The sequence below is a fragment of the Cellulomonas rhizosphaerae genome (assembly GCF_003470205.1).
Taxonomy (GTDB): Bacteria; Actinomycetota; Actinomycetes; order Actinomycetales; family Cellulomonadaceae; genus Cellulomonas; species Cellulomonas rhizosphaerae.
On sequence record NZ_QWKP01000164.1, the window covers coordinates 1 to 18708 of the forward strand.

At 73.1% G+C, this 18708-nt stretch carries 21 protein-coding genes, 1 tRNA gene and 1 pseudogene; 13 read left to right on the forward strand and 10 right to left on the reverse strand.

The window, feature by feature from the left end; translation table 11 throughout:
* On the forward strand, nt 1–711 hold a 711-nt coding region (locus tag D1825_RS06510), incomplete at its 5' end, for a cellulose binding domain-containing protein (RefSeq protein WP_199721521.1).
* A 61-nt stretch (nt 712–772) separates the two neighbouring features.
* Here the strand turns inward: D1825_RS06510 and D1825_RS06515 are convergent.
* The gene (locus D1825_RS06515; protein ID WP_118766634.1) at nt 773–2263 is read right to left on the reverse strand and encodes a peroxidase family protein; all 1491 of its coding nucleotides are present in this window, start codon (nt 2261–2263) and stop codon (nt 773–775) included.
* A 148-nt stretch (nt 2264–2411) separates the two neighbouring features.
* Between D1825_RS06515 and D1825_RS06520 the strand changes: the two genes are divergently transcribed.
* The 3 genes from D1825_RS06520 to D1825_RS06530 are packed head-to-tail and all read left to right on the forward strand — an operon-like array spanning nt 2412 to nt 5226.
* Nucleotides 2412–3731 (forward strand): sensor histidine kinase, encoded by a 1320-nt coding sequence (locus tag D1825_RS06520; RefSeq protein ID WP_118766635.1) that lies wholly within the window; start codon nt 2412–2414, stop codon nt 3729–3731.
* Nucleotides 3719–4381 (forward strand): response regulator transcription factor, encoded by a 663-nt coding sequence (locus D1825_RS06525; protein WP_118766636.1) that lies wholly within the window; start codon nt 3719–3721, stop codon nt 4379–4381. The genes D1825_RS06520 and D1825_RS06525 overlap by 13 nt, the downstream gene beginning before the upstream one ends.
* The gene (locus tag D1825_RS06530) at nt 4378–5226 is read left to right on the forward strand and encodes a DUF4097 family beta strand repeat-containing protein (protein WP_118766637.1); all 849 of its coding nucleotides are present in this window, start codon (nt 4378–4380) and stop codon (nt 5224–5226) included. The genes D1825_RS06525 and D1825_RS06530 overlap by 4 nt, the downstream gene beginning before the upstream one ends.
* A 276-nt stretch (nt 5227–5502) precedes the next feature.
* Here the strand turns inward: D1825_RS06530 and D1825_RS06535 are convergent.
* The 3 genes from D1825_RS06535 to D1825_RS06545 all read right to left on the reverse strand — a co-directional run bounded on the left by D1825_RS06535 (nt 5503) and on the right by D1825_RS06545 (nt 9070).
* Nucleotides 5503–5576 (reverse strand) — tRNA-Pro (locus tag D1825_RS06535).
* A gap of 63 nt (nt 5577–5639) precedes the next feature.
* The gene (locus D1825_RS06540) at nt 5640–6605 is read right to left on the reverse strand and encodes a metallophosphoesterase (RefSeq protein ID WP_118766638.1); all 966 of its coding nucleotides are present in this window, start codon (nt 6603–6605) and stop codon (nt 5640–5642) included.
* Complete coding sequence (locus D1825_RS06545) at nt 6605–9070, reverse strand: penicillin-binding protein (RefSeq protein WP_118766639.1); 2466 nt, start codon at nt 9068–9070, stop codon at nt 6605–6607. Before D1825_RS06545 ends, D1825_RS06540 begins: the two co-directional genes overlap by 1 nt.
* Before the next feature lie 241 nt (nt 9071–9311).
* Here D1825_RS06545 and D1825_RS06550 point away from each other — a divergent pair, with 241 nt between their 5' ends.
* From D1825_RS06550 to D1825_RS06560, 3 genes are all read left to right on the forward strand, one after another.
* The gene (locus D1825_RS06550; protein ID WP_456064389.1) at nt 9312–9605 is read left to right on the forward strand and encodes a WhiB family transcriptional regulator; all 294 of its coding nucleotides are present in this window, start codon (nt 9312–9314) and stop codon (nt 9603–9605) included.
* 104 nt (nt 9606–9709) lie between these two features.
* Entirely contained in the window at nt 9710–9871 is a 162-nt protein-coding gene (locus D1825_RS18410) for a hypothetical protein (protein ID WP_191785328.1), read from the forward strand.
* Nucleotides 9871–10356, forward strand: a complete 486-nt coding sequence (locus tag D1825_RS06560; RefSeq protein WP_118766641.1) for a RidA family protein — start codon at nt 9871–9873, stop codon at nt 10354–10356. Before D1825_RS18410 ends, D1825_RS06560 begins: the two co-directional genes overlap by 1 nt.
* Nucleotides 10357–10378: 22 nt before the next feature.
* On the opposite strand, the gene D1825_RS06565 is transcribed toward D1825_RS06560, so the two are convergent.
* Nucleotides 10379–11056, reverse strand: a complete 678-nt coding sequence (locus D1825_RS06565; protein WP_118766642.1) for a Crp/Fnr family transcriptional regulator — start codon at nt 11054–11056, stop codon at nt 10379–10381.
* Nucleotides 11057–11205: 149 nt separating this feature from the next.
* Nucleotides 11206–11622 carry a hypothetical protein gene (locus D1825_RS06570; protein ID WP_118766643.1) on the reverse strand — a complete coding sequence of 139 codons (417 nt, stop codon included), beginning with the start codon at nt 11620–11622 and terminating at the stop codon, nt 11206–11208.
* Between the two features lie 145 nt (nt 11623–11767).
* Here D1825_RS06570 and nth point away from each other — a divergent pair, with 145 nt between their 5' ends.
* Entirely contained in the window at nt 11768–12457 is a 690-nt protein-coding gene (nth, locus tag D1825_RS06575; protein WP_118766653.1) for an endonuclease III, read from the forward strand.
* Between the two features lie 64 nt (nt 12458–12521).
* On the opposite strand, the gene D1825_RS06580 is transcribed toward nth, so the two are convergent.
* From D1825_RS06580 to D1825_RS18555, 3 genes are read right to left on the reverse strand one after another with little or no spacing between them, the layout of a single operon-like run.
* Nucleotides 12522–13460 (reverse strand): alpha/beta fold hydrolase, encoded by a 939-nt coding sequence (locus D1825_RS06580; protein ID WP_118766644.1) that lies wholly within the window; start codon nt 13458–13460, stop codon nt 12522–12524.
* An 11-nt stretch (nt 13461–13471) separates the two neighbouring features.
* The gene (gene nhaA, locus D1825_RS18550; RefSeq protein WP_118766645.1) at nt 13472–14710 is read right to left on the reverse strand and encodes a Na+/H+ antiporter NhaA; all 1239 of its coding nucleotides are present in this window, start codon (nt 14708–14710) and stop codon (nt 13472–13474) included.
* A gap of 14 nt (nt 14711–14724) precedes the next feature.
* Nucleotides 14725–15453: a winged helix-turn-helix transcriptional regulator gene (locus D1825_RS18555; RefSeq protein ID WP_118766646.1), complete on the reverse strand. Its 729-nt coding sequence runs from the start codon at nt 15451–15453 to the stop codon at nt 14725–14727.
* A gap of 218 nt (nt 15454–15671) precedes the next feature.
* Between D1825_RS18555 and D1825_RS06595 the strand changes: the two genes are divergently transcribed.
* Genes D1825_RS06595 through D1825_RS06605 form a run of 3 tightly spaced genes read left to right on the forward strand, consistent with a single transcriptional unit; the run spans nt 15672 to nt 17356 of the window.
* Nucleotides 15672–16406 (forward strand): hypothetical protein, encoded by a 735-nt coding sequence (locus D1825_RS06595; protein ID WP_118766647.1) that lies wholly within the window; start codon nt 15672–15674, stop codon nt 16404–16406.
* Between the two features lie 9 nt (nt 16407–16415).
* A complete protein-coding gene (locus tag D1825_RS06600; protein ID WP_118766648.1) occupies nt 16416–16892 on the forward strand; it encodes a TlpA family protein disulfide reductase in 477 nt (158 codons plus the stop codon).
* Nucleotides 16889–17356, forward strand: a complete 468-nt coding sequence (locus D1825_RS06605; protein ID WP_118766649.1) for a DUF4395 domain-containing protein — start codon at nt 16889–16891, stop codon at nt 17354–17356. Before D1825_RS06600 ends, D1825_RS06605 begins: the two co-directional genes overlap by 4 nt.
* A 22-nt stretch (nt 17357–17378) precedes the next feature.
* On the opposite strand, the gene D1825_RS06610 is transcribed toward D1825_RS06605, so the two are convergent.
* Nucleotides 17379–17738: a DsrE family protein gene (locus tag D1825_RS06610; protein WP_118766650.1), complete on the reverse strand. Its 360-nt coding sequence runs from the start codon at nt 17736–17738 to the stop codon at nt 17379–17381.
* Nucleotides 17739–17917: 179 nt separating this feature from the next.
* Here D1825_RS06610 and D1825_RS06615 point away from each other — a divergent pair, with 179 nt between their 5' ends.
* Together D1825_RS06615 and D1825_RS06620 are read left to right on the forward strand one after the other, a co-directional pair.
* Nucleotides 17918–18514, forward strand: a complete 597-nt coding sequence (locus D1825_RS06615) for an FABP family protein (protein WP_118766651.1) — start codon at nt 17918–17920, stop codon at nt 18512–18514.
* A gap of 4 nt (nt 18515–18518) precedes the next feature.
* A pseudogene (locus D1825_RS06620) lies at nt 18519–18708 on the forward strand (folate-binding protein); the annotation flags it as partial.

The window sequence follows — 18708 nt, forward strand, 5'->3', positions numbered from 1 at the left end:
GCCTCGACCGCGTACTCGTACACGGTCCGGGCGCGGGACGTCGCGGGCAACGTGTCGGCGGCCTCGGCTGCCCTCGCGGTGACCACGAACGCGCCGGCGGCGGACACCGTCGCACCGACCGTCCCGACCGGGCTCACGGCCGGGACGATCACGGAGACGAGCGTCGCCCTGACGTGGACCTCGTCGTCCGACACCGGTGGCTCCGGCCTGGCCGGGTACGACATCTACCGCGGCACCACCAAGGTGGGCTCGTCGGTCTCCGCGTCCTACACGGACTCGGGCCTGACAGCGGGCACGGCGTACTCGTACACGGTCCGGGCACGTGACGGGGCGGGCAACGTCTCGGCGGCCTCGTCGGCGCTCTCGGTCACGACCAAGACGACGTCCACCGCCAGCTCGTGCAAGGTCACCTACACGACCAACGACTGGAACGTGGGCTTCACCGCCTCGGTCAAGCTCACCAACACCGGCACCACGGCCATCAACAACTGGTCCCTCGGCTTCTCCTTCGCCGCGGGCCAGAAGGTGACGCAGGGCTGGAGCGCGAACTGGTCGCAGACCGGCGCGGCCGTCACCGGCACCGGGCTCTCGTGGAACTCGAGCCTGGCACCGGGTCAGAGCACGGACATCGGCTTCAACGGCTCCCACACGGGCCAGAACCCGAAGCCGACCGCGTTCACGCTCAACGGCGCCACCTGCACCATCGGCTGACGCTGCACGCACCGGAGGCCGGTCCCGCACCCGCGGGGCCGGCCGCCGGCGCGTCCGGGCGTCAGGCGAGAGAGCCGACCACGCCGGCCGCCTTGAGGAGGTCGGTGATGCCGAACGTGTCGGCCGTGCCGTAGGTCGGGGTCCAGTCCGGGTCCTGCGACAGGTACGACGACGGGTCGCCGTCGATGAGGCCGTGGAAGACCTCCGCGACGATGCGCCCGCCGACCGCTCCCAGGTGCTGACCGCCCGCCTGGACGGCGGCCTCGCGCAGCACGTAGAACCACAGCGGCGTGCGCTTGTGCAGGCCCAGCGGCTCGAGGTCGGCGAGGTCGGTCGCGGACAGCGGCGTCTCCTGCATCGCCGCGGCGACCCGCTGGCCGGACGGGACCTCCATGGTCAGCGCCCGGATGAGGTTGCGGATCGCCAGGGAGTCCGGCTCGTCCGACGGCTGGCCCAGCAGGTGGAACATCGCCGTGGACAGCGTCGTGTCGATGAGCTTGTTGCGCCGGACTCGCCCGTCGCCGAAGTCGAAGAAGGTCTGCCAGTCGATGAACCGGCGCGGGGCCCGGCAGCCGCCGCGCAGGTCGTCGGGGTCGGACCCCGATGCGGTGTGCACGAAGATCCGAGCGAAGAACTGCTTGCTCGGGTCGCTCGCCGACGTGCCGAAGTTGGCGCGGTACGACGGTCGCACCTGCGAGTGGCCGAACCGGTAGGCGGCCACGGAGAACTCCACCGGGATGTAGGGGGAGTTGTGCCAGTCGTAGAACTTGCGGCCGTTGGCCAAGATGTCCGCGACGAGGTCGTCGCCGCAGGTCAGCGGCAGGAACTGGTGCAGGATCAGCCACTGGTAGTGCCAGCGCACGATGCGCTGCGCCTCCGCGAACAGCTCCCCGGGCGTGGCCAGCGGGCCCAGGTCGTCGCGGACGTCGGCGACCACGCGGTTGTGGAACGTGAGGAACGAGAGGTGCAGCTGGTCGACGATGAGGTTCTCGTCGTTGCGGGGGTCGCCGATCAGCGCCGTGCTCTGCGCGTTGCGGGGCACGTCGTAGCGGACCTTCTTGTCCACACAGTGCTTGTCGGACTTCGGGATGGGCTCGACGAGCATCGTCGTGCGTCCGTGGTCGACGCTCTGGTCGTACAGGTGCGGCGAGACGCCGGGGCCGCCGCCGTACACGCTGTCCAGGTCGAGCGCCGGGATGCGGAAGTTGCGGATCGACTCGGGGTCCTGCGCGCGCGCCAGGCTGGACGTCGGGTCGAACGTCATGTCGTGGTCGAGGAACTGGCCCAGGAACGTCATGCCCGCGGTCAGGCGCGGGTTGTCGGGGTTGTCGGCCGAGAGGGTCGCGTCGACGATGAGCGCGACCGGGTCGGTCGACGTCTCGCCGGCGTCCATGATGCCGCCGGGCTTGCCGAGCTCGACGAGCTGCGCGCGGACGGTGGGCGTGTCCGCCGCGAAGGCGGGCAGCGCCGGGAAGAGCCTCCCGAAGCGACCCTGGTCGTAGAACGTGGATCTCGGCGTCCGGATCCCCTGGTCGGCATCTCCGTGCGGCATGGCAAGACCTCCCCGTCGTTGGGTGTGGATACCTGCGAGGAGTCGACCCCTCGTCCGCAAATACGTCGGGGGGGTGGGGTTTGCCCTACCAACGGGACGGGGGTGGGCAGGCTGCCCGTGCCGCCGCCGGACCTCTAGCGTCGTCCCCATGACCACCGCACCGACGCCCGAGCTCCGCCGGGTCGCCCCCGCCGTCCACGACGTGCGCGCGTTCCTCGCCGCGCCGTGGTCGGGCGCGACGTGGCGGGCCGTGTCGCAGCTGGTGATCGGCGGCGTCGTGATGATCGTCGCCGCGACGCTCGTCATCGCGCTGGTCTCCGTCGACCTGTCGATCCTGCTCGTGTTCGGCCTGGGCATCCCGACGACGGTCGCGACGCTGCTCGCGGCACGATCGTTCGCGCGCTGGGAGCGTGCTCGTCTCGAGCTGCAGCTCGGTGCGCAGATCGCGCGGCCGACCTACCGCTCCGCCACCCGCCCGGGCTGGTGGGCGAGCTGGGTCGCCGTCCTCGGCGACGGCCGCTCGTGGGCGCACCTGGCCTACCCGCTCGTCGCGGGCCTGGTGCTGACCGGGGCCAGCGTCGCCGCGGGGATCGGCTGCGGCGCGCTGGCGTCGCTGATGTACCCGCCGGTCGCCGCGTGGCAGGGCGTGGACGTCAGCACCGGACGCACCGTGCTCGCGATCGTCGGCGGGATCGTCCTGCTGTGGGTCTCGGCCGTGCTCCTGCAGCTCCTCGCCGCCGTGCAGGTGCGCGTCGGGCACGCGTTGCTCGGCCCATCGGCCCGGCAGGCCGCCGCCGACGCGACGCAGCGGGCCGCGGCGGCCGAGCAGCGCGCCGAGCACCTGGCGACCACGCGGACGGCCGCGGTGGGTGCGGCCGACGAGGAACGCCGGCGGATCGAGCGCGACCTGCACGACGGCGCGCAGCAGCGCCTCGTCGCGCTCGGCGTGGAGCTCGGCGCCGCGCGACGCACCGCCGCGAACGACCCGCAGGCCGCGGCGGCCGCGATCGAGCACGCGCACCGCGAGGTCAAGGAGACGCTCGCCGAACTGCGCGACCTGGTGCGCGGCATCCACCCCGCGGTGCTCACCGACCGCGGCCTCGACGCGGCCCTGTCCGCGCTCGCGGCCCGCAGCCCGGTCCCCGTCGAGGTGGTCGTCGTCGACCCGCCGTCGGTCGACGCGGCCAGCGGCTCGGCCCAGGCCGCCGCGTACTTCGTCGTCGCCGAGGCCCTGACCAACGCCGCCAAGCACGCCGCCGCGCAGGCGGTGGTGGTGCGCGCCGACGTGGTCGGCGACAGGCTGCGGGTGGTGATCGCCGACGACGGCGTGGGCGGGGCGGCCGCAGGACCGGGCAGCGGGCTCGAGGGCCTCGCGAGCCGCGTCGCCGCGCTCGACGGAACGTTCGACCTGGACAGCCCGGCCGGAGCCGGCACCCGAGTGACCGTGGAGGTGCCGTGCGCATCGTGATCGCCGAGGACTCCGTCCTCCTGCTCGACGGCCTGACCCGGCTGCTCGAGGCCGAGGGGCACGAGGTGACCGGCTACAAGACCGCCGACGAGCTCGTCGCCGGCATCGGCGAGCCGTTGCCCGACGTGCTCGTCACGGACGTCCGCATGCCCCCGACGCACACCGACGAGGGCCTGCGTGCCGCCGTGCACCTGCGCAGCCTGCACCCTCGGCTGCCCGTGCTCGTGCTCTCCCAGTACGTCGAGCAGCGCTACGCCCGCGAGCTGTTCGCGGGTGAGGTGCGCGGATTGGGCTACGTGCTCAAGGACCGCGTCGCCGACGTGGACGAGTTCCTCGACGCGCTGCACCGGGTCGCCTCGCGCGGCACGGTGATCGACCCCGAGGTCGTCGCGCAGATCCTGGCGCGCTCGCGCCGGGACGGGCTCGACACCCTGACGCCACGGGAGCGCGAGGTGCTCGGCCTCATGGCCGAGGGCCGCTCCAACGCGGCCATCGCCGAACGTCTCGTCGTCGGGCTCCCGGCGGTCGAGAAGCACGTGACCTCCATCCTCGCCAAGCTCGACCTGCCGCCCGACGGCGACGACCACCGCCGCGTCCTCGCGGTGCTGCGGTGGCTCGAGCAGGCTCCGACGACCGGAGACCGACCATGACCACGACCCTCGAGACCCCGACGACCGACAAGCCCACGCCTCCCCGACGCGGCCGGGCCCCGGTGTGGACCGGCGGCGTGATCGGCGCGCTCGTGCTGCTGGGCACGGCGTGGAACCTCGTCGGGCTGGCCATGTGGGCCGATGCGGACCACGCCACGACGTCCGCCACCGCGACGTATCCGGCGCGGCCCGTGGTCGAGCTGGTCGCCGACGGCGAGATCGACGTCCGCACGGGCGGCGACGACGTGGTCGTCGAGCGGACCGCGCGCGCCGCGCTCACCTCGGTGCACTACGCGGTCGACGAGACCGCCGACCGGCTCACCGTCAAGCACGAGTGCTCCTGGTACGGCTCGTGCCGGGCGTCGCTCGCCGTGAGCGTGCCCGCGGGGACCGAGGTCGTCGTGCACGCCAGCGACGGCGACGTCACGGCCCAGGGTCTGAGCGGTTCGCTGGACATCCGCACCGGCGACGGCCGCACCGAGGTCACGGACCTCGTCGGCGACCTCACGCTCGCCTCGTCGGACGGCGCCGTGGACGTGCGGTCGGTCCAGGGCGACGTCGCGGTGCGGTCGAACGACGGGTCGACGAGCGTCGACGACGTCTCGGGGTCGCTGACCGCCACGTCCGGCGACGGGCGCGTGACCGTGTCCGGCGTGGTCGGTGACGTGGACGTGAGCTCGAACGACGGCGACGTCACCGTCTACGGCACCGGTGACCCCGTCGCACTCGACATCCAGGTGAACGACGGCCGCCAGACGGTCGACGCGCCCACCGACCCGGGGGCCACCCGGACGGTGCGCATCCACGTGAACGACGGCGACGCGTCCTACCTCGGCCCGCGCTGACGCACGGCCGATCGCGCAGGGCCGCTCTCGGGGAGGGCGGCCCTGCGGCGTTTCCGTCAGCTCTCCGCGCGCCGGTGGACGGGCACGGCGAGCCAAGAACAGCATCCCCGAGCCGGCGGCCACGGTGCCCGCGACGAGCGGAGCGTCGGCCCGGGTGTCGGTCTCGGCTTGGACGACGTGGGAGTTGGCGTGCGGTCGACCGTCGGGTCGGCCGTCGTCGGCCCCGGACATGACGAAAGCCCTGGTCAGCGGTGTGCTGACCAGGGCCTTCTGGTGTCGGGGTGGCGGGATTCGAACCCACGACCTCTTCGTCCCGAACGAAGCGCGCTACCAAGCTGCGCCACACCCCGTGGAGCCTGGCAAGGATAGCCGACCAGATGCCCGGTCACGAAACCGAGCCCCCGTCCTGGCGGTCAGGGGGCCGTGAGTGTGAGCAGCGTCGCTTCCGGGCGGCACGCGAAGCGCACCGGCGCGTAGGGCGAGGTGCCCAGGCCGGCGGACACGTGCAGCCACGTGGAGTCGGCGCCGCCGGGCCGGTCGGGGCGGGGGCCGGGCCAGCCGGACAGGCCCTTGGCGCGGCTCGTGTCGAGGTCGCAGTTGGTCACCAGCGCGCCGTAGAACGGCACGGCGAGCTGTCCGCCGTGCGTGTGCCCGGCGATCGCGAGGTCCACGTCGTCGGCGTGCATGGCGTCGAGCACGCGCCGGTAGGGGGCGTGCGTGACCCCGAGGTGCAGGTCGACGGGCTCCGATCCGGTGCGGGCGTCGTCGGCGCCACCGGCGGGCGGGTAGGCGTCCCGGTCCAGGTGAGCGTCGTCGGTGCCCGCGAGCGAGATCCGCCGACCGTCCACGGACAGGACGTCACGCCGGTTGGTCAGGTCGATCCAGCCGGCCGACGTCATGCGCGCGACGAGCTCGCGCCACGGCAGCTCGCGGTGCTGCGAGCCGCTGCCACGGCGGGCGTCGGGCAGCAGGTAGCGCGCGGGGTTCTTCGGGACGGGCGCGATGTAGTCGTTCGAGCCGAGGACGAAGGCGCCGGGCCGGGCCAGGTGCGGCTCGAGCGCGCGCAGGAGCGCGGGCATCGCGTCGAGGTGCGCCCAGTTGTCGCCCGTGTCCACGACCAGGTGCGGGTCGAGCGACGCGAGGTCGCGGACCCAGTCGACCTTGCGCTGCTGGTTCGGCAGCAGGTGCAGGTCCGACAGGTGCAGGATGCGCAACGGCTCCTGCCCGGCCGGCAGCACCGGCACGGTCACCTCACGCAGCGTGTACCAGCGGACCTCGACGAGGCTCGCCCACGCGAGCGCGCCGGCTCCGGCCAGGGCCAGGCCGCCGACGGCGCGCGCGATCGACTGGGGTGCGCTCGCGCGCGACGCGTCGGGCATCAGCCGTTGCCGCGCCCGTTCCCGCCGCCCTTGCCGCCGCCGTTGCCGTTGCCCGGCCCGCCGTCGTCGGGACCGCCGTCGCCCTGGTCGCCGTTGTCACCGTTCTCGTTCTCCGGCGGCTTGACCTGCGAGCCGTCGGACAGCTTGAGGGTGATGTAGGAGTTCTTCGGCGCGGAACCCGACGGGTTCTGCTCGGCCACGGTGCCCGCGGGCTTGTCGGACGCGACCGGGGTCGAGTCGACGCGGACCTTGAACCCTGCCTGGCGCAGGATCGCCTCGGCGTCGCCCTGCGACCGGCCGATGACGCTGGGGACGTAGATCGGCTTGCCGTAGACCTCGTCGGTGTCGGCCTTGTCGAAGCCGGGGTCGTCCTTCCCCTTCATGATCGCGTCCATCGTCCGCTTCCACGTGGGAGCAGCGATCGAGGCGCCATACATGTACGGGATGTACTGGCCATCGACAGTCACACCCTGGACGGGCTTGAACGCGTTGGGGTAGCCGACCCAGACGGCCGAGGCGCGCAGCGGCGTGTAGCCGACGAACCAGGTGTTCTCGTTGCGCGAGGTCGTGCCGGTCTTGCCGGCGGAGGTGTAAGTGGGCGCGGGACGCACGCTCTTCGCGGTGCCGTCCCACACGTGGCTCAGTGCGAAGTTCAGCGCGTTGGCGTACTTCTTCTCGATCTCGCGGTGGCAGTCCGCGTCCGGGACCTTGAGTTTCTTGCCGTCGGCGTCGGTGACGCTCGAGATCGCGATCGGCTCGCAGTAGATGCCACCCGAGGCGAACGTCGCGAACGCGGCCGCCATCGTCAGGGGGGCCACCGAGTCGGAGCCGATGACGTTGGCCGGCAGGACCTTGAACGGGCCGCCCGCGGCGCCGCTCTGGTGCACCCCGAGCGCGGTGGCGCCGTCGATGATGTTGCAGAGGTTGAGCTGGGTCGCCATGGCGATGTAGCCGGAGTTCACCGAGTTCTTGGTCGCGTCCAGGACGCTCATGTAGGACCGGCTGCCACCCTCGGCGTTGCCGAACTTGTACTCCCCACCCGCGAGGTTGGTGCAGGGGGCGTTGAAGTCCGACAGCGGGTAGCTCAGCGGGCGAGCGTCGATCTGCTCGTTGAGGCTGTGGCCCTCGCGGAGCCACTCGAGCAGCGTGAACGGCTTGAACGTCGACCCGGGCGCGAATCCGTTGCCGCCGCCGTAGGCGTTGTCGGTGTTCCAGTTGACCGCGGTCTCTCGCGAACCGTGGTCGCTGGTGTTGTTGTAGGTCCGGTTCTGCGCCATCGCGGTGATCTTGCCCGTGCCGGGTTCGACCACGACGATCGAGGACCCGAGCCCCGACTTGTCCTTGACGGGGATGCCGGCCTTGACCTGCTTGTCCGCGGCGCGCTGCTCCTTGGGGATGAGCGTCGTCTTGATCGTCAGGCCGCCGCGGTACAGGCGTGCGAGGCGCGCCTCCTGCGTCTTGCCGAAGGCCTTGTTGTTGCGGATGACCTTGGTGACGTAGTCGCAGAAGTAGCCCGAGCCGCGGATCGAGCTCGCCGCGGACATGCAGCCGATGTTCGGCTCCTTGACCTTGAGCGTCTTGTCCAGCGGGGTCTCGATGCCCTTGGTGTACTCGGCGTCGGAGATGTAGCCCTGCTGGTTCATGAGCTTGAGCACCGTGTCCCGGCGGTCCTGCGACTCCTTGGGGTTCCGCGTCGGGTCCCAGGCGGACGGCGAGCGCGTGATGCCCGCAATCGTCGCGGATTCGAGGTAGGTCAGGTCCTTGGCCGGCTTGCTGAAGTAGCGCTGCGCGGCTGCCTCGACGCCGTAGACCGAGACGCCGAACTGGGCGATGTTGAGGTAGCGCTCGAGGATCTCGTCCTTCGAGTACTTCTTCTCGAGCGAGATGGCCAGCTTGGCCTCGCGGAGCTTGCGAGCGTAGCCGTCGGAGCCCTCGTCGTCGCGGGCGTCCAGCAGGGCCTTCTGCCGCTCGGCCTCGGTCGGCTTGTTCAGGGCCGCCTCGATGAGCACGTTCTTGACGTACTGCTGCGTCAGCGTGGAGGCGCCCTCCTTGGCGTCGCCGAGCTGGTTGCGCACCGCGGCGCGGAGCATGCCCGCGGGGTCGATGCCCGCGTGCTCGAAGAACCGCTTGTCCTCGGTGGCGACGACCGCGTCCTGCAAGGACTGCGCGATGTCCGTGAGCGGGACGACCACGCGGTCCTGGTCGTAGAACGTCGCGATGACGGTGCCGTCCGCCGCGAGGATCGTCGATTTCTGCGGCAGTGCCGCCTCGTCGAGCTCGGTCGGCAGCTCGTCGAACGCGTCCGTCGTCATGTTCGTGATGCCGTTCGCGACGGCAGCCCCGGGCAGGATGAGACCCGCGGAGAGGACACCGCCGACGGCGGCGACGAGGACGAAGGCGAGCAGCAGGGCCAACGCCTGGCCGGCGTTGACCTTGCGTCCGCGGGCGCGTGCAGGGTTCGGCATGCCGTCAGGGTAGTGGTGGGTCCTGTCACGATCACGCGTCACGCCGCGCGGGCCGTCGACCTCCACCGGACCTGCACACGCCGTTCCCCGAACGAGGGAATCTCGCCGAACTCAGACGAATAGACCCGATCGGGCTCTCGCCATAGGGCCTGACCAGCCGCTACGGTCCGACGGAGCACGTTTGACGCGGACGCCGGGTGCAGCACCACGCACAGGCTTCCGGGCAGGGGGAGAGGCAACGATGATGATGTCAGAAGGGCACTGGACCGCCGCGGCGGCCTGTGGTCAGGGCAACGTGAGCCCCGACGCGCTGTTCGTCGAGGGGTCAGCACAGCGAGAGGCACGTTCCGTGTGCCTGTCCTGCCCCGTCCGGCTGCAGTGCCTGGCCGATGCGCTGGACAACCGGATGGACTTCGGGGTCTGGGGCGGCATGACCGAGCGGGAGCGGCGCGCGCTGCTGCGCCGCCGGCCCGAGGTGAGCTCGTGGCGAAACGAGCTCGTCGTGGCCGACTCCGCGCTGCTCGTCGCTCCCTGAGCGCTCGACCTGCGGCACGCGGTCCTTCGGCGCGCCCGCGTGCGGTGAGCGTGCGGTGAGACCGATCGTGCTGGTGGTGGGTGCGCGGCACTAGGGTGGCGCGCATGGCACAGCAGCAGTGGGAGTACGCGACGATTCCGCTCATCATCCACGCCACCAAGGCGATCCTCGATCAGTGGGGCGCCGATGGCTGGGAGCTCGTCCAGGTGGTGCAGGGCCCCGACGCGGGCCTGGTCGCCTACCTCAAGCGGCCCAAGCAGGCCTGATGGGCGCCGCGGCACGGCTCGCGGAGCTCGGCCTCGACCTGCCGGCCGTCGCCGCGCCGGTGGCGGCCTACGTCCCGGCGGTGCGCACCGGTGCGCTGATCCACACGAGCGGTCAGCTCCCGTTCGTCGCGGGCAGCCTCGCGAGCACGGGCAAGGTGGGTGCCGGGGTCTCGCCCGACGAGGCCACCGCGCTGGCCCGCACGGCGGCCCTCAACGCGCTCGCGGCCGTCGCGGCCCTCGTCGAGTCCGAGGGCGGCCCGGCGGGCGCCGACGCCCTCGACCGCATCGTGCGCGTGGTCAAGGTGGTCGGCTTCGTCGCGAGCGACCCGTCCTTCACGGGGCAGCCGGGCGTCATCAACGGCGCGAGCACGCTCCTGCACGACGTGCTGGGCAGCGCAGGCATCCACGCCCGCTCCGCCGTCGGCGTGGCCGTGCTCCCGCTCGACTCGCCCGTCGAGGTCGAGATCGTGGTCGAGACGGCCTGACGCGTTCGGCCGGTGCGCCCCGTCAGCGCGCCCGGCGCTCGAGCCGGTCGACGTCCAGCAGCACCACGGCGCGACCCTCGCGACGGACCCACCCGCGGGCGGCGAAGTCGGCGAGCGCCTTGTTGACGGTCTCGCGGGATGCGCCGACGAGCTGCGCGAGCTCCTCCTGCGTGAGGTCGTGAGCCACGCGGATGCCCTCGTCGACCTGCTCCCCGAACCGGGTCGACAGGTCGAGCAGCGCCTTCGCCACGCGGCCGGGGACGTCGGAGAACACCAGGTCGGCGAGCGCCTCGTTGGTGCGACGCAGGCGGCGGGCCAGGGCCTGCAGCAGCTGCTGCGCCACGGCGGGCCGCTCCTGCAGCCACTGCACGAGCTCGCTGTGGCCGAGCTCCAGGACGACCGCGTCGGCGACGACCGTGGCGGTCGCGGTGCGCGGGCCCGGGTCGAACAGCGACAGCTCGCCGAACATCTCGCCCGGGCCGAGCACGGCGAGCAGGTTCTCCCGGCCGTCGCTCGAGCGGCGGCCGAGCTTGATCTTGCCCTCGCGCACGACGTAGAGACGGTCGCCCGGCTCGCCCTCGTGGAACAGCACGTCGCCGCGCGTCAGCTCGATCGGCTTCATCGTCGCGACGAGGGTCGCCGCGGCGTCCCCGTCGAGCCCCGCGAACAGCGGTGCCGACAGCGCGATGTCGTCCTCCACGATGAACCTCACCTTCCCGGCCGCGCACCTGCGTGGCGGCTCCGTCACCGACCGCACGGGGCCGGAGCCGGCCGGGGCGGTGTGCTCGTGAATCCAGGGCTTCCCGCTGGTCAGCGGGACGTCCTGGTCAAGTGTGCCCCATCGAGGGGTCAGCCGCGGGTGAGCGGCTCGCGCATCCGCGCGGTTGTCGTCGCGGGGTCGGTGGCCAGGCGGGCGATGAGGCGCTCCGTGGCCGCTCCCAGCGCGTCGCGCACGCCCGCCTCGTAGCGTGCGAGCTGGGCGTCGAGCGCGCGCAGCTCGTCGAGCCGGCCGACCTCGGCCTGCGGCTCCACACCGGCGAGGACGCCGCCGAGCTCGCTCGGTCGCGGCACGTCGACACCGACCGCCGGCGGCAGGTGGAACGCGACCTCCTCACCCAGCGGCTGTGGCTGGGCCGCGCTCGCCACCGCGAGGTCCATCCGCGCCCGCACCAAGCGACGCCACCAGCCCACCCGGGCCTGCTCGGCGCGCAGGGCCCGGCGGTCGAGGCGTAGGTCGAGGACCCGCTGCTCGACGGGTGGTGTCATGGGGTTGGCTCCTCCTGGGGTGCTGCCAGGAGATTCGGACAGTTCCGGCCCTCACTTGAGCATCTCGCGCCTCCCACCTGCGAGGTCACTCCGAAGGAGCAACCGGGACAACCCTGTCGGTGCACCGCCGTAGGCTGCCCGGGTGATGCTCGACGAGACCGTGCTGGCCCGGACGCGCCGCGCGCGCCGCATCGACCGCGTGCTCGCCGAGCGCTACCCGGACGCGCGGTGCGAGCTCGACTTCCGCAACCCGTTCGAGCTCCTCGTGGCGACCGTGCTGTCCGCGCAGACCACGGACGTGCGGGTCAACCTCACGACGCCCGAGTTGTTCGCGCGCTTCCCCGATCCCGCCGCGATGGCGGCCGCGGACCCCGAGGTGCTCGAGGAGATCCTCAAGCCCACGGGCTTCTTCCGTGCCAAGGCGCGCGCGGTGCAGGGGCTGTCGCGAGCGCTCGTCGAGGAGCACGGCGGTCAGGTGCCCGGCCGGCTCGTCGACCTGGTCAAGCTCCCGGGCGTGGGCCGCAAGACGGCGAACGTGGTGCTCGGCAACGCGTTCGGCATCCCGGGCATCACTGCGGACACCCACGTGCAGCGCCTCGCGGCCCGGCTCGGGCTCACCGACAGCGAGGACGCGCTCGTCGTCGAGAAGGACCTGTGCGCGCTCCTGCCCCGGCGCGACTGGACGATGGCCTCGCACCGGCTGATCTTCCACGGCCGACGCACGTGCTTCGCGCGGCGTCCCGCGTGCGGGGCGTGCCCGGTGGCGGCGCTGTGCCCGTCGCGGGGGATCGGCGAGAACGATCCCGTGCGAGCGGCAGCGATGCTCAAGGGGTGAGTGCGGCCGCGATGCTCAAGGGGTGAGTGCCGCCGCGATGCTCAAGCCGTGAGCGCGGCAGCGCTCACGGCGCGACGGGTGCGACGACCGTCAGCCAGTCCAGCAGCAGGTCGTTGACCCGCCCCGGCTCCTGCTCCGCGGGGAAGTGCCCCGCGGTCGGGAGCAGCTCGTACCGGTAGGTGCTCGCCACGCGCGCGGCGGTCTGCGACGTGAGCGGCGCCCGCGCGGCCGGCCGCAGCCCGTCGCGGCCGCCCTGGACCTGCAGCGCCGGGCGGGGCGTGGCCTGCTCGAGGCCTGCCGCATAGCGCCGACCGTCGAGCCGCGGGGTCGAGCGCAGCAGCCAGCGCAGCTGCTCGAGCTGGCTGTGCGCGGCGAACGGCACGCGCGCGGCGTCCCGGTAGGTGGCCCGCGCGGACGGGTCGCACCACGACGCGCTGCCGCCCCACTCGGTCAGCAGCCGGTCGACCAGGTCCCCGGTCACCATGGCGCGCTCGGGCACGGACGGCGTCTGCACGTAGGCGAGCCGGCGCAGCCCGCGCGGGCGCAGGGACGCGACCGGGTTGGCCCGCACGTCGAGCGGGTGCGGCGCGGCGAGCGCGCCGACGGCGAGCGTGACGTCGGGCTGCAGCGCGCCCATCGCCCAGGCGATCTCGCCGCCTGTCCCAGAACCGACGACCACCGCGGCCGACGAGCCGAGCGAGCGGATCACGCCCGCCACGTCGTTCGTCAGGGTGGGCACGTCGTACCCCTGCGGGGGCTTGTCAGAGCCGCCCGTGCCACGCACGTCGAGCGCGGCGACGCGGTAGCCCGCATCGGCCAGCACGGGGATCTGGTGACGCCACGCCCACCAGAACTGCGGCACGCCGTGCAGCAGGACGACGAGCGGGGCGTCGCGGTCGTCGGGACCGGCGACGGCCGCGTGGAAGCGGGCGCCGTTCGCGGCGACGAACCGGTGCTGCCAGGGTCCGTCGATCAACAGCGTGGCGGAGTCGACCGTGCTCATCGCTGCAGAACCTACCGGTTCCCCGCGGCGGCCACAGCGGCGTGGTGCCGGTCACGCTGCCAGAGCGCGGCCCCTCCGAGCAGCGCGGCGACCAGCGACGCGACGAGGACGGCCATGACGATGTGCTCGTCGTGCGGGCTCCCGGCCCCGAAGGCGAGCTCGCCCACGAGCAGCGAGACGGTGAACCCGATGCCCCCGACGAGGCCGACGGCGACGACGTCGGCCCAGCCCAGCCCGGGCGCGAGGGACGCGCGCGTGAACCGGGCGACGAGCAGGGTCGCCGCGACGATCCCGAGCGGCTTGCCGACGACGAGCCCCACCGCCACGCCCTGCGCGACGGGGTCGTGCACGGTCGAGGACACGATGCCCGCGCTGAACGTCACCCCGGCGGCGAACACCGCGAACACGGGGACCGCGAAGCCCGCGGAGATGGGCCGCCAGCGGTGCTCCATCGCCTCGGCGACGGACCGGTCCTCGTCCTGCCCAGGCCGCGCGGTCGCGGGGACGACGAGCCCGAGCAGGACCCCCGCGATCGTGGCGTGCACCCCGGAGGCGTGCACGAACGCCCAGGCCACGACCCCGAGCGGCACGAGCAGCCACGGGCTCAGCCATCCGCGCCGGATCACCACGGCGAACACGGCAACGGTCGCCAGGCCGGCTGCGAGCGGGACGAAGGCGATCGAGTCGGTGAAGAAGACGGCGATCACGATGATCGCGAGCAGGTCGTCGACCACCGCGAGCGTGAGCAGGAACGCGCGCAGCGCGTTGGGCAGGCGGCGCCCGACGACGGCGAGCACGGAGACCGCGAACGCGATGTCGGTCGCGGTCGGGACCGCCCAGCCGCGCAGGTCGCCGTCCGGCTGCAGGTTGACCAGCACGTAGATCACGGCGGGCGCGAGCATCCCGCCGACCGCCGCGACGATCGGGACGACCGCGGTGGAGAGGTTGCGCAGCTCGCCCGCGACGATCTCGCGCTTGAGCTCGAGCCCGATGACGAAGAAGAAGATCGCCAGCAGCCCGTCGGTGGCCCACGCGGCGAGCGTGAGGTCGAGGTGCAGCGCCGCCGGTCCGACGACCGTCTCCGAGACGGCGTCGTACCCCGACGCGTCGAGGTTGGCCCACAGCAGGGCGACGACCGTCCCCGCGAGCAGCAGGATCCCGCCCGTCCGCTCCTGCCGGAGCGTGTCCATGAGGTTCCGCTCGCCGCCCGGGGTCAGCGTGCTGAACAGCTGCGCGACGCGGTGGCGCACGGTGGCCTCCCGGCTCAGGCGTCGGCGGGCTCGGGCACCTGGTCGCGGTCGTCGACCGAGCCGCGGCGGTCCTTCGGCGGGTCGAACCGGTAGCCGACGTTGCGGACCGTGCCGATGAGCTGCTCGTGCTCGGGGCCGAGCTTGGCGCGCAGTCGTCGGACGTGGACGTCGACGGTGCGCGTGCCCCCGTAGTAGTCGTAGCCCCAGACCTCCTGCAGCAGCTGGGCGCGCGTGAAGACGCGGCCCGGGTGCTGCACCAGGTACTTGAGGAGCTCGAACTCCTTGTAGGTCAGGTCGAGCGGTCGACCGCGGAGGCGGGCCGTGTAGCCGCCCGCGTCGATCGTGAGCTCGCCCGAGCTGATCTCCTGCGGTGCGTCGTCGTACGACGAGGTGGCCGCGCGCTCCATGACGAGGCGGAACCGGGTCTCGACCTCGGCCGGGCCGGCGGACTCCAGGACGATGTCGTCGACGCCCCACTCGGCCGTGACGACCGTGAGGCCGCCCTCGGTCAGGACGAGGATCAGCGGGACGGTCAGGCCGGTGGCCCGCAGCAGGCGGCACGTGGTGCGAGCGGTCACGAGGTCGCGGCGCGCGTCGAGCACGACGATGTCGGCGTCCGGGGCGTCCACGAGCGCGGACGGCTCCACGGGCAGGACTCGCACCCGGTGCGACAACAGCCCCAGCGCGGGGAGCACCTGTGCGGAACCGCCCGGGACCGGAGTGAGCAGGAGCAGGTCTGCCACCTGGGAACCTCCCTGAGGGGGGTCGGGGGACGAGCGAGTGGCCACACGGTACAGCCATGTGACGGACACACGGGCCTGCCATCCATGACCTGGCCGTCATCCGGCGGTCACGCGGCCGTCATCTGCGACAATCGCCGACGTGAATCCCCGCCGCCCGTCGTCCTCGCTGCGCGCCGCCGTCCCGGCGCCGCGCCCGTCGGCGGACGCCCGGTAGCGCCGTGCAGCTCGCCACTCGCGCGGTCGTGACCGCAGTCCTCGCCGCCCTCGTCGCCGTCGCCGGCTACGTGGGCGGCATGCCCGTGACCGTCGCCTCGGGGATCCTCGCGGTCGTGCTCGCCGCGGGCTGGCCGACGCTGGCCGGCCTGCCGTTCCCTCCCGGGTCGAGCGCCGTGATCGGGCTGGGCGGCCTCGGGGCCGTCGTCGCCGTGCACGTCACGCCTGACCAGCCCTACTTGCGCTACCTGCCCGTGGTGTTCGCGAGCGCGATCATCCTGGCGTTCGTCAGCGAGCTGCTGCGTCGCGATGGCCGCACCCGGCTCGTCGAGTCCGTCGCGGGGACGGTCACAGGCACGCTCGTGGCGGTCGCCGTGGCCGGCTGGGTCGCCATCGGCCGGACCCCAGGCGGCGAGCCCCTCGTCGTCGGCGGGGCGCTCGCGCTCGCGGTCGGCTCGGCCGTCGTCGCACTGCCGCTGGCGCCCTGGCTCGGAGCCGTCGTGACCGCCGCCGTCTCGGCCGCCGCGGGCGCGGGTGCCGCAGCCGTGCTGCCGGACATCGACGTGGTCGCGGGCCTCCTGCTCGGCCTCGCGGTCGGCATCCTCGTCGCGACGCTGCACGTGCTGTTCGACCGGCTGCCCACGCTCGAGCGCCGCCTGCCCGCGCTGGCCGCGATCACGCTGCCCGTCACCGTCACGGGCATCCTCGTGTACGTCGTCGGCCGGGTGCTCGTCGGCTAGAATCCGGACGTGACCCGTCTGCTTTTGATCGCCGCCGTGCTCGCGGTGGCGACCGCGATCGGCCTGTGGTGGCGAGCGCGCAACGGCCGCTACACGGCCGTCGACCCGACGGTCCTCGCCGCGGCAGACGCCGCCCCCGATTTCCCGGCAGCAACGGAGCAGCTCGGTCCCGACGAGATCGGCGCCCCGCTCGGCTCGCGCGCCACGTTCGTCCAGCTCTCCAGCGAGGTCTGCGCGCCGTGCCGTCGCACGCACGCGGTGCTCGAGACGTTGGTCGCCGAGCACGACGACCTTGCCCACGTCGACCTCGACGTCACCGAGCACCTGGACCTGGTCCGCCGGTTCCACGTGCTGCGCACCCCGACCACGCTCCTGCTCGACCCGCGCGGGGTCGTCGTCGGCCGCCTCTCCGGCGGGACCGACCGCCACCACGCGCTCGCCGCACTCGACCGCCTGCCCGTCACGAGCCCCCGGAGCACCCCGTGAGCAACCCCCAGTCAGCCGCAGCACCTGCCGACGCACCCGCGGGCATCGACCCGCGCGGCCCGCGCGTCGGCGCCGGCATCACCGCGGTGCTGCTGATCGTCGTCCTGCTCCTGCCGTCGCCCGCGTCGGTCGTCGTGCTGGCTGTGGTCGTCGCGTCGTTCGCGCTGGGCGCGGTGCGGGGTGTCGGCGGGACGTGGCAGGGCGCGGTCTACCGCCGCCTGGTCCGCCCGCGGCTCGCCGCGCCGACCGAGCTCGAGGACCCGCGCCCGCCGCGGTTCGCGCAGCTCGTCGGGCTCGTCATCACGGGCCTCGGGCTGCTGCTCGCGCTGTTCGGCGTGGCTTGGGCCGTGCCGGTCGCCGCGGCCCTCGCGCTGGTGGCGGCGTTCCTCAACGCCGTGTTCGGACTCTGCCTGGGCTGCGAGATGTACCTGCTCGGCGTCCGGCTGCGCTCGCGCGCCGCCTGAGACCTCGGGGCCGCCTGAGGGCTCAGTAGACGAGCGCCTGCGCGCCGCCCGCGAGCGACTCCTCGACGAACACCGCGGCGCCCGCGATGCGCACGCCCGGCAGCACGTCGTCGGGCGTGATGCCGCGGCGCGCCGCGCACTGCGTGCACACCGTGACCTTGCCGCCCTCGAGCACGGCCTCGAGCAGGTCGGCGAGCGGCGTCGCGTGCTCGAGCTCGAGCTCGAGCGCGCGGCCCGGCACGCCGAACCAGGCGGCCTCGCCGGTCAGCCACAGCGAGACGTCGGCGCCCGCGGCGACGGCGGTCGCGGCGACGGTGAAGGCCTGGTTGCAGGCCTCGGGGCGGTCCAGTCCGGACGTGGTCTTGATCACGAGCGCGCGCACCGGAACAGCGTAGGGGTGCGTGCTCGTTAGGATCGGTGCATGACTGCGCTGGAGGGTTTCTTCATCGGCCTGCTCGTCGCGGCGACGCTGACCATCGGTTGGGTCGCCTGCCTCGTCGTCTACAAGCTGTTCAAGGGCCAGCGCTGAGACCGGTCCGACGCGCGTGAGGAGGCACTGAGATGACGTTCGCCCTGCCCGATCCCGAGGGCCTCGCTCCTGAGGTGTACCCGCTCGCGTGGCTGCTCGGCCGCTGGCACGGCCAGGGGTTCGTCGACTACCCCGGCATCGACGAGACCGCGTTCACGCAGGACGTCGAGTTCGCCAGCGACGGCGGACCGTACCTGTCCTACACCTCGACCATCCGGCTCGTGGTCGCGCCCGACGACGCCGCGGCGCTCGAGTCCCCCGAGGCCGTCGAGCCTGCGCCCGTGTGGTCCACCGAGTCCGGCTACTGGCGGATCCCGCCCGAGCGGCCCGTGGGCGTCGCGGCGGACAAGTTCCCGATCGAGGTGCTGCTCAGCGACCCCGCGGGGTTCGTCACGGTGCTGATCGGCGAGATCGGCAACGGCCGCGTCGACCTGGCCAGCGACCTCGTCGCCCGGGTCCCCGGCGGCGCGGACGTCAGCGCGAGCAAGCGCCTGTTCGGGCTGGTCAAGGGCCAGCTCATGTGGGCGCACGACCTCGCGGCCTTCGGGCACCCCATGCAGACGTACGCGTCCGCCACGCTGGACCGCGTCGACGCCACCGCGCCGGCGGACGACGACCCTCAGGACTGACGCCATGACCACGACCGCACCGGAGACCGCCCGGCACGACAGCCCCCTGCTGCGCCGCCACGGTGCGGTCGCGGGAGCGGGTCCGGACGCCGGTGTCGCCTGGCACTACGGCGACCCGACGGCCGAGCAGCGTGCGCTGGCCCGCGGCGGGGCGGTCGTCGACCAGTCCCACCTGGGCGTCGTCACGGTCACCG

Coding starts and splice junctions, on each gene's coding strand:
- D1825_RS06520 (WP_118766635.1), top strand. CDS start 2,412: ATGACCACCGCACCGACGCCCGAGCTCCGCCGGGTCGCCCCCGCCGTC.
- D1825_RS06540 (WP_118766638.1), bottom strand. CDS start 6,605: ATGCCCGACGCGTCGCGCGCGAGCGCACCCCAGTCGATCGCGCGCGCC.
- D1825_RS06560 (WP_118766641.1), top strand. CDS start 9,871: ATGGGCGCCGCGGCACGGCTCGCGGAGCTCGGCCTCGACCTGCCGGCC.
- D1825_RS06545 (WP_118766639.1), bottom strand. CDS start 9,070: ATGCCGAACCCTGCACGCGCCCGCGGACGCAAGGTCAACGCCGGCCAG.
- D1825_RS06580 (WP_118766644.1), bottom strand. CDS start 13,460: ATGAGCACGGTCGACTCCGCCACGCTGTTGATCGACGGACCCTGGCAG.
- D1825_RS06615 (WP_118766651.1), top strand. CDS start 17,918: ATGACGTTCGCCCTGCCCGATCCCGAGGGCCTCGCTCCTGAGGTGTAC.
- D1825_RS06570 (WP_118766643.1), bottom strand. CDS start 11,622: ATGACACCACCCGTCGAGCAGCGGGTCCTCGACCTACGCCTCGACCGC.
- D1825_RS18410 (WP_191785328.1), top strand. CDS start 9,710: ATGGCACAGCAGCAGTGGGAGTACGCGACGATTCCGCTCATCATCCAC.
- nth (WP_118766653.1), top strand. CDS start 11,768: ATGCTCGACGAGACCGTGCTGGCCCGGACGCGCCGCGCGCGCCGCATC.
- D1825_RS06550 (WP_456064389.1), top strand. CDS start 9,312: ATGATGATGTCAGAAGGGCACTGGACCGCCGCGGCGGCCTGTGGTCAG.
- D1825_RS06515 (WP_118766634.1), bottom strand. CDS start 2,263: ATGCCGCACGGAGATGCCGACCAGGGGATCCGGACGCCGAGATCCACG.
- D1825_RS06530 (WP_118766637.1), top strand. CDS start 4,378: ATGACCACGACCCTCGAGACCCCGACGACCGACAAGCCCACGCCTCCC.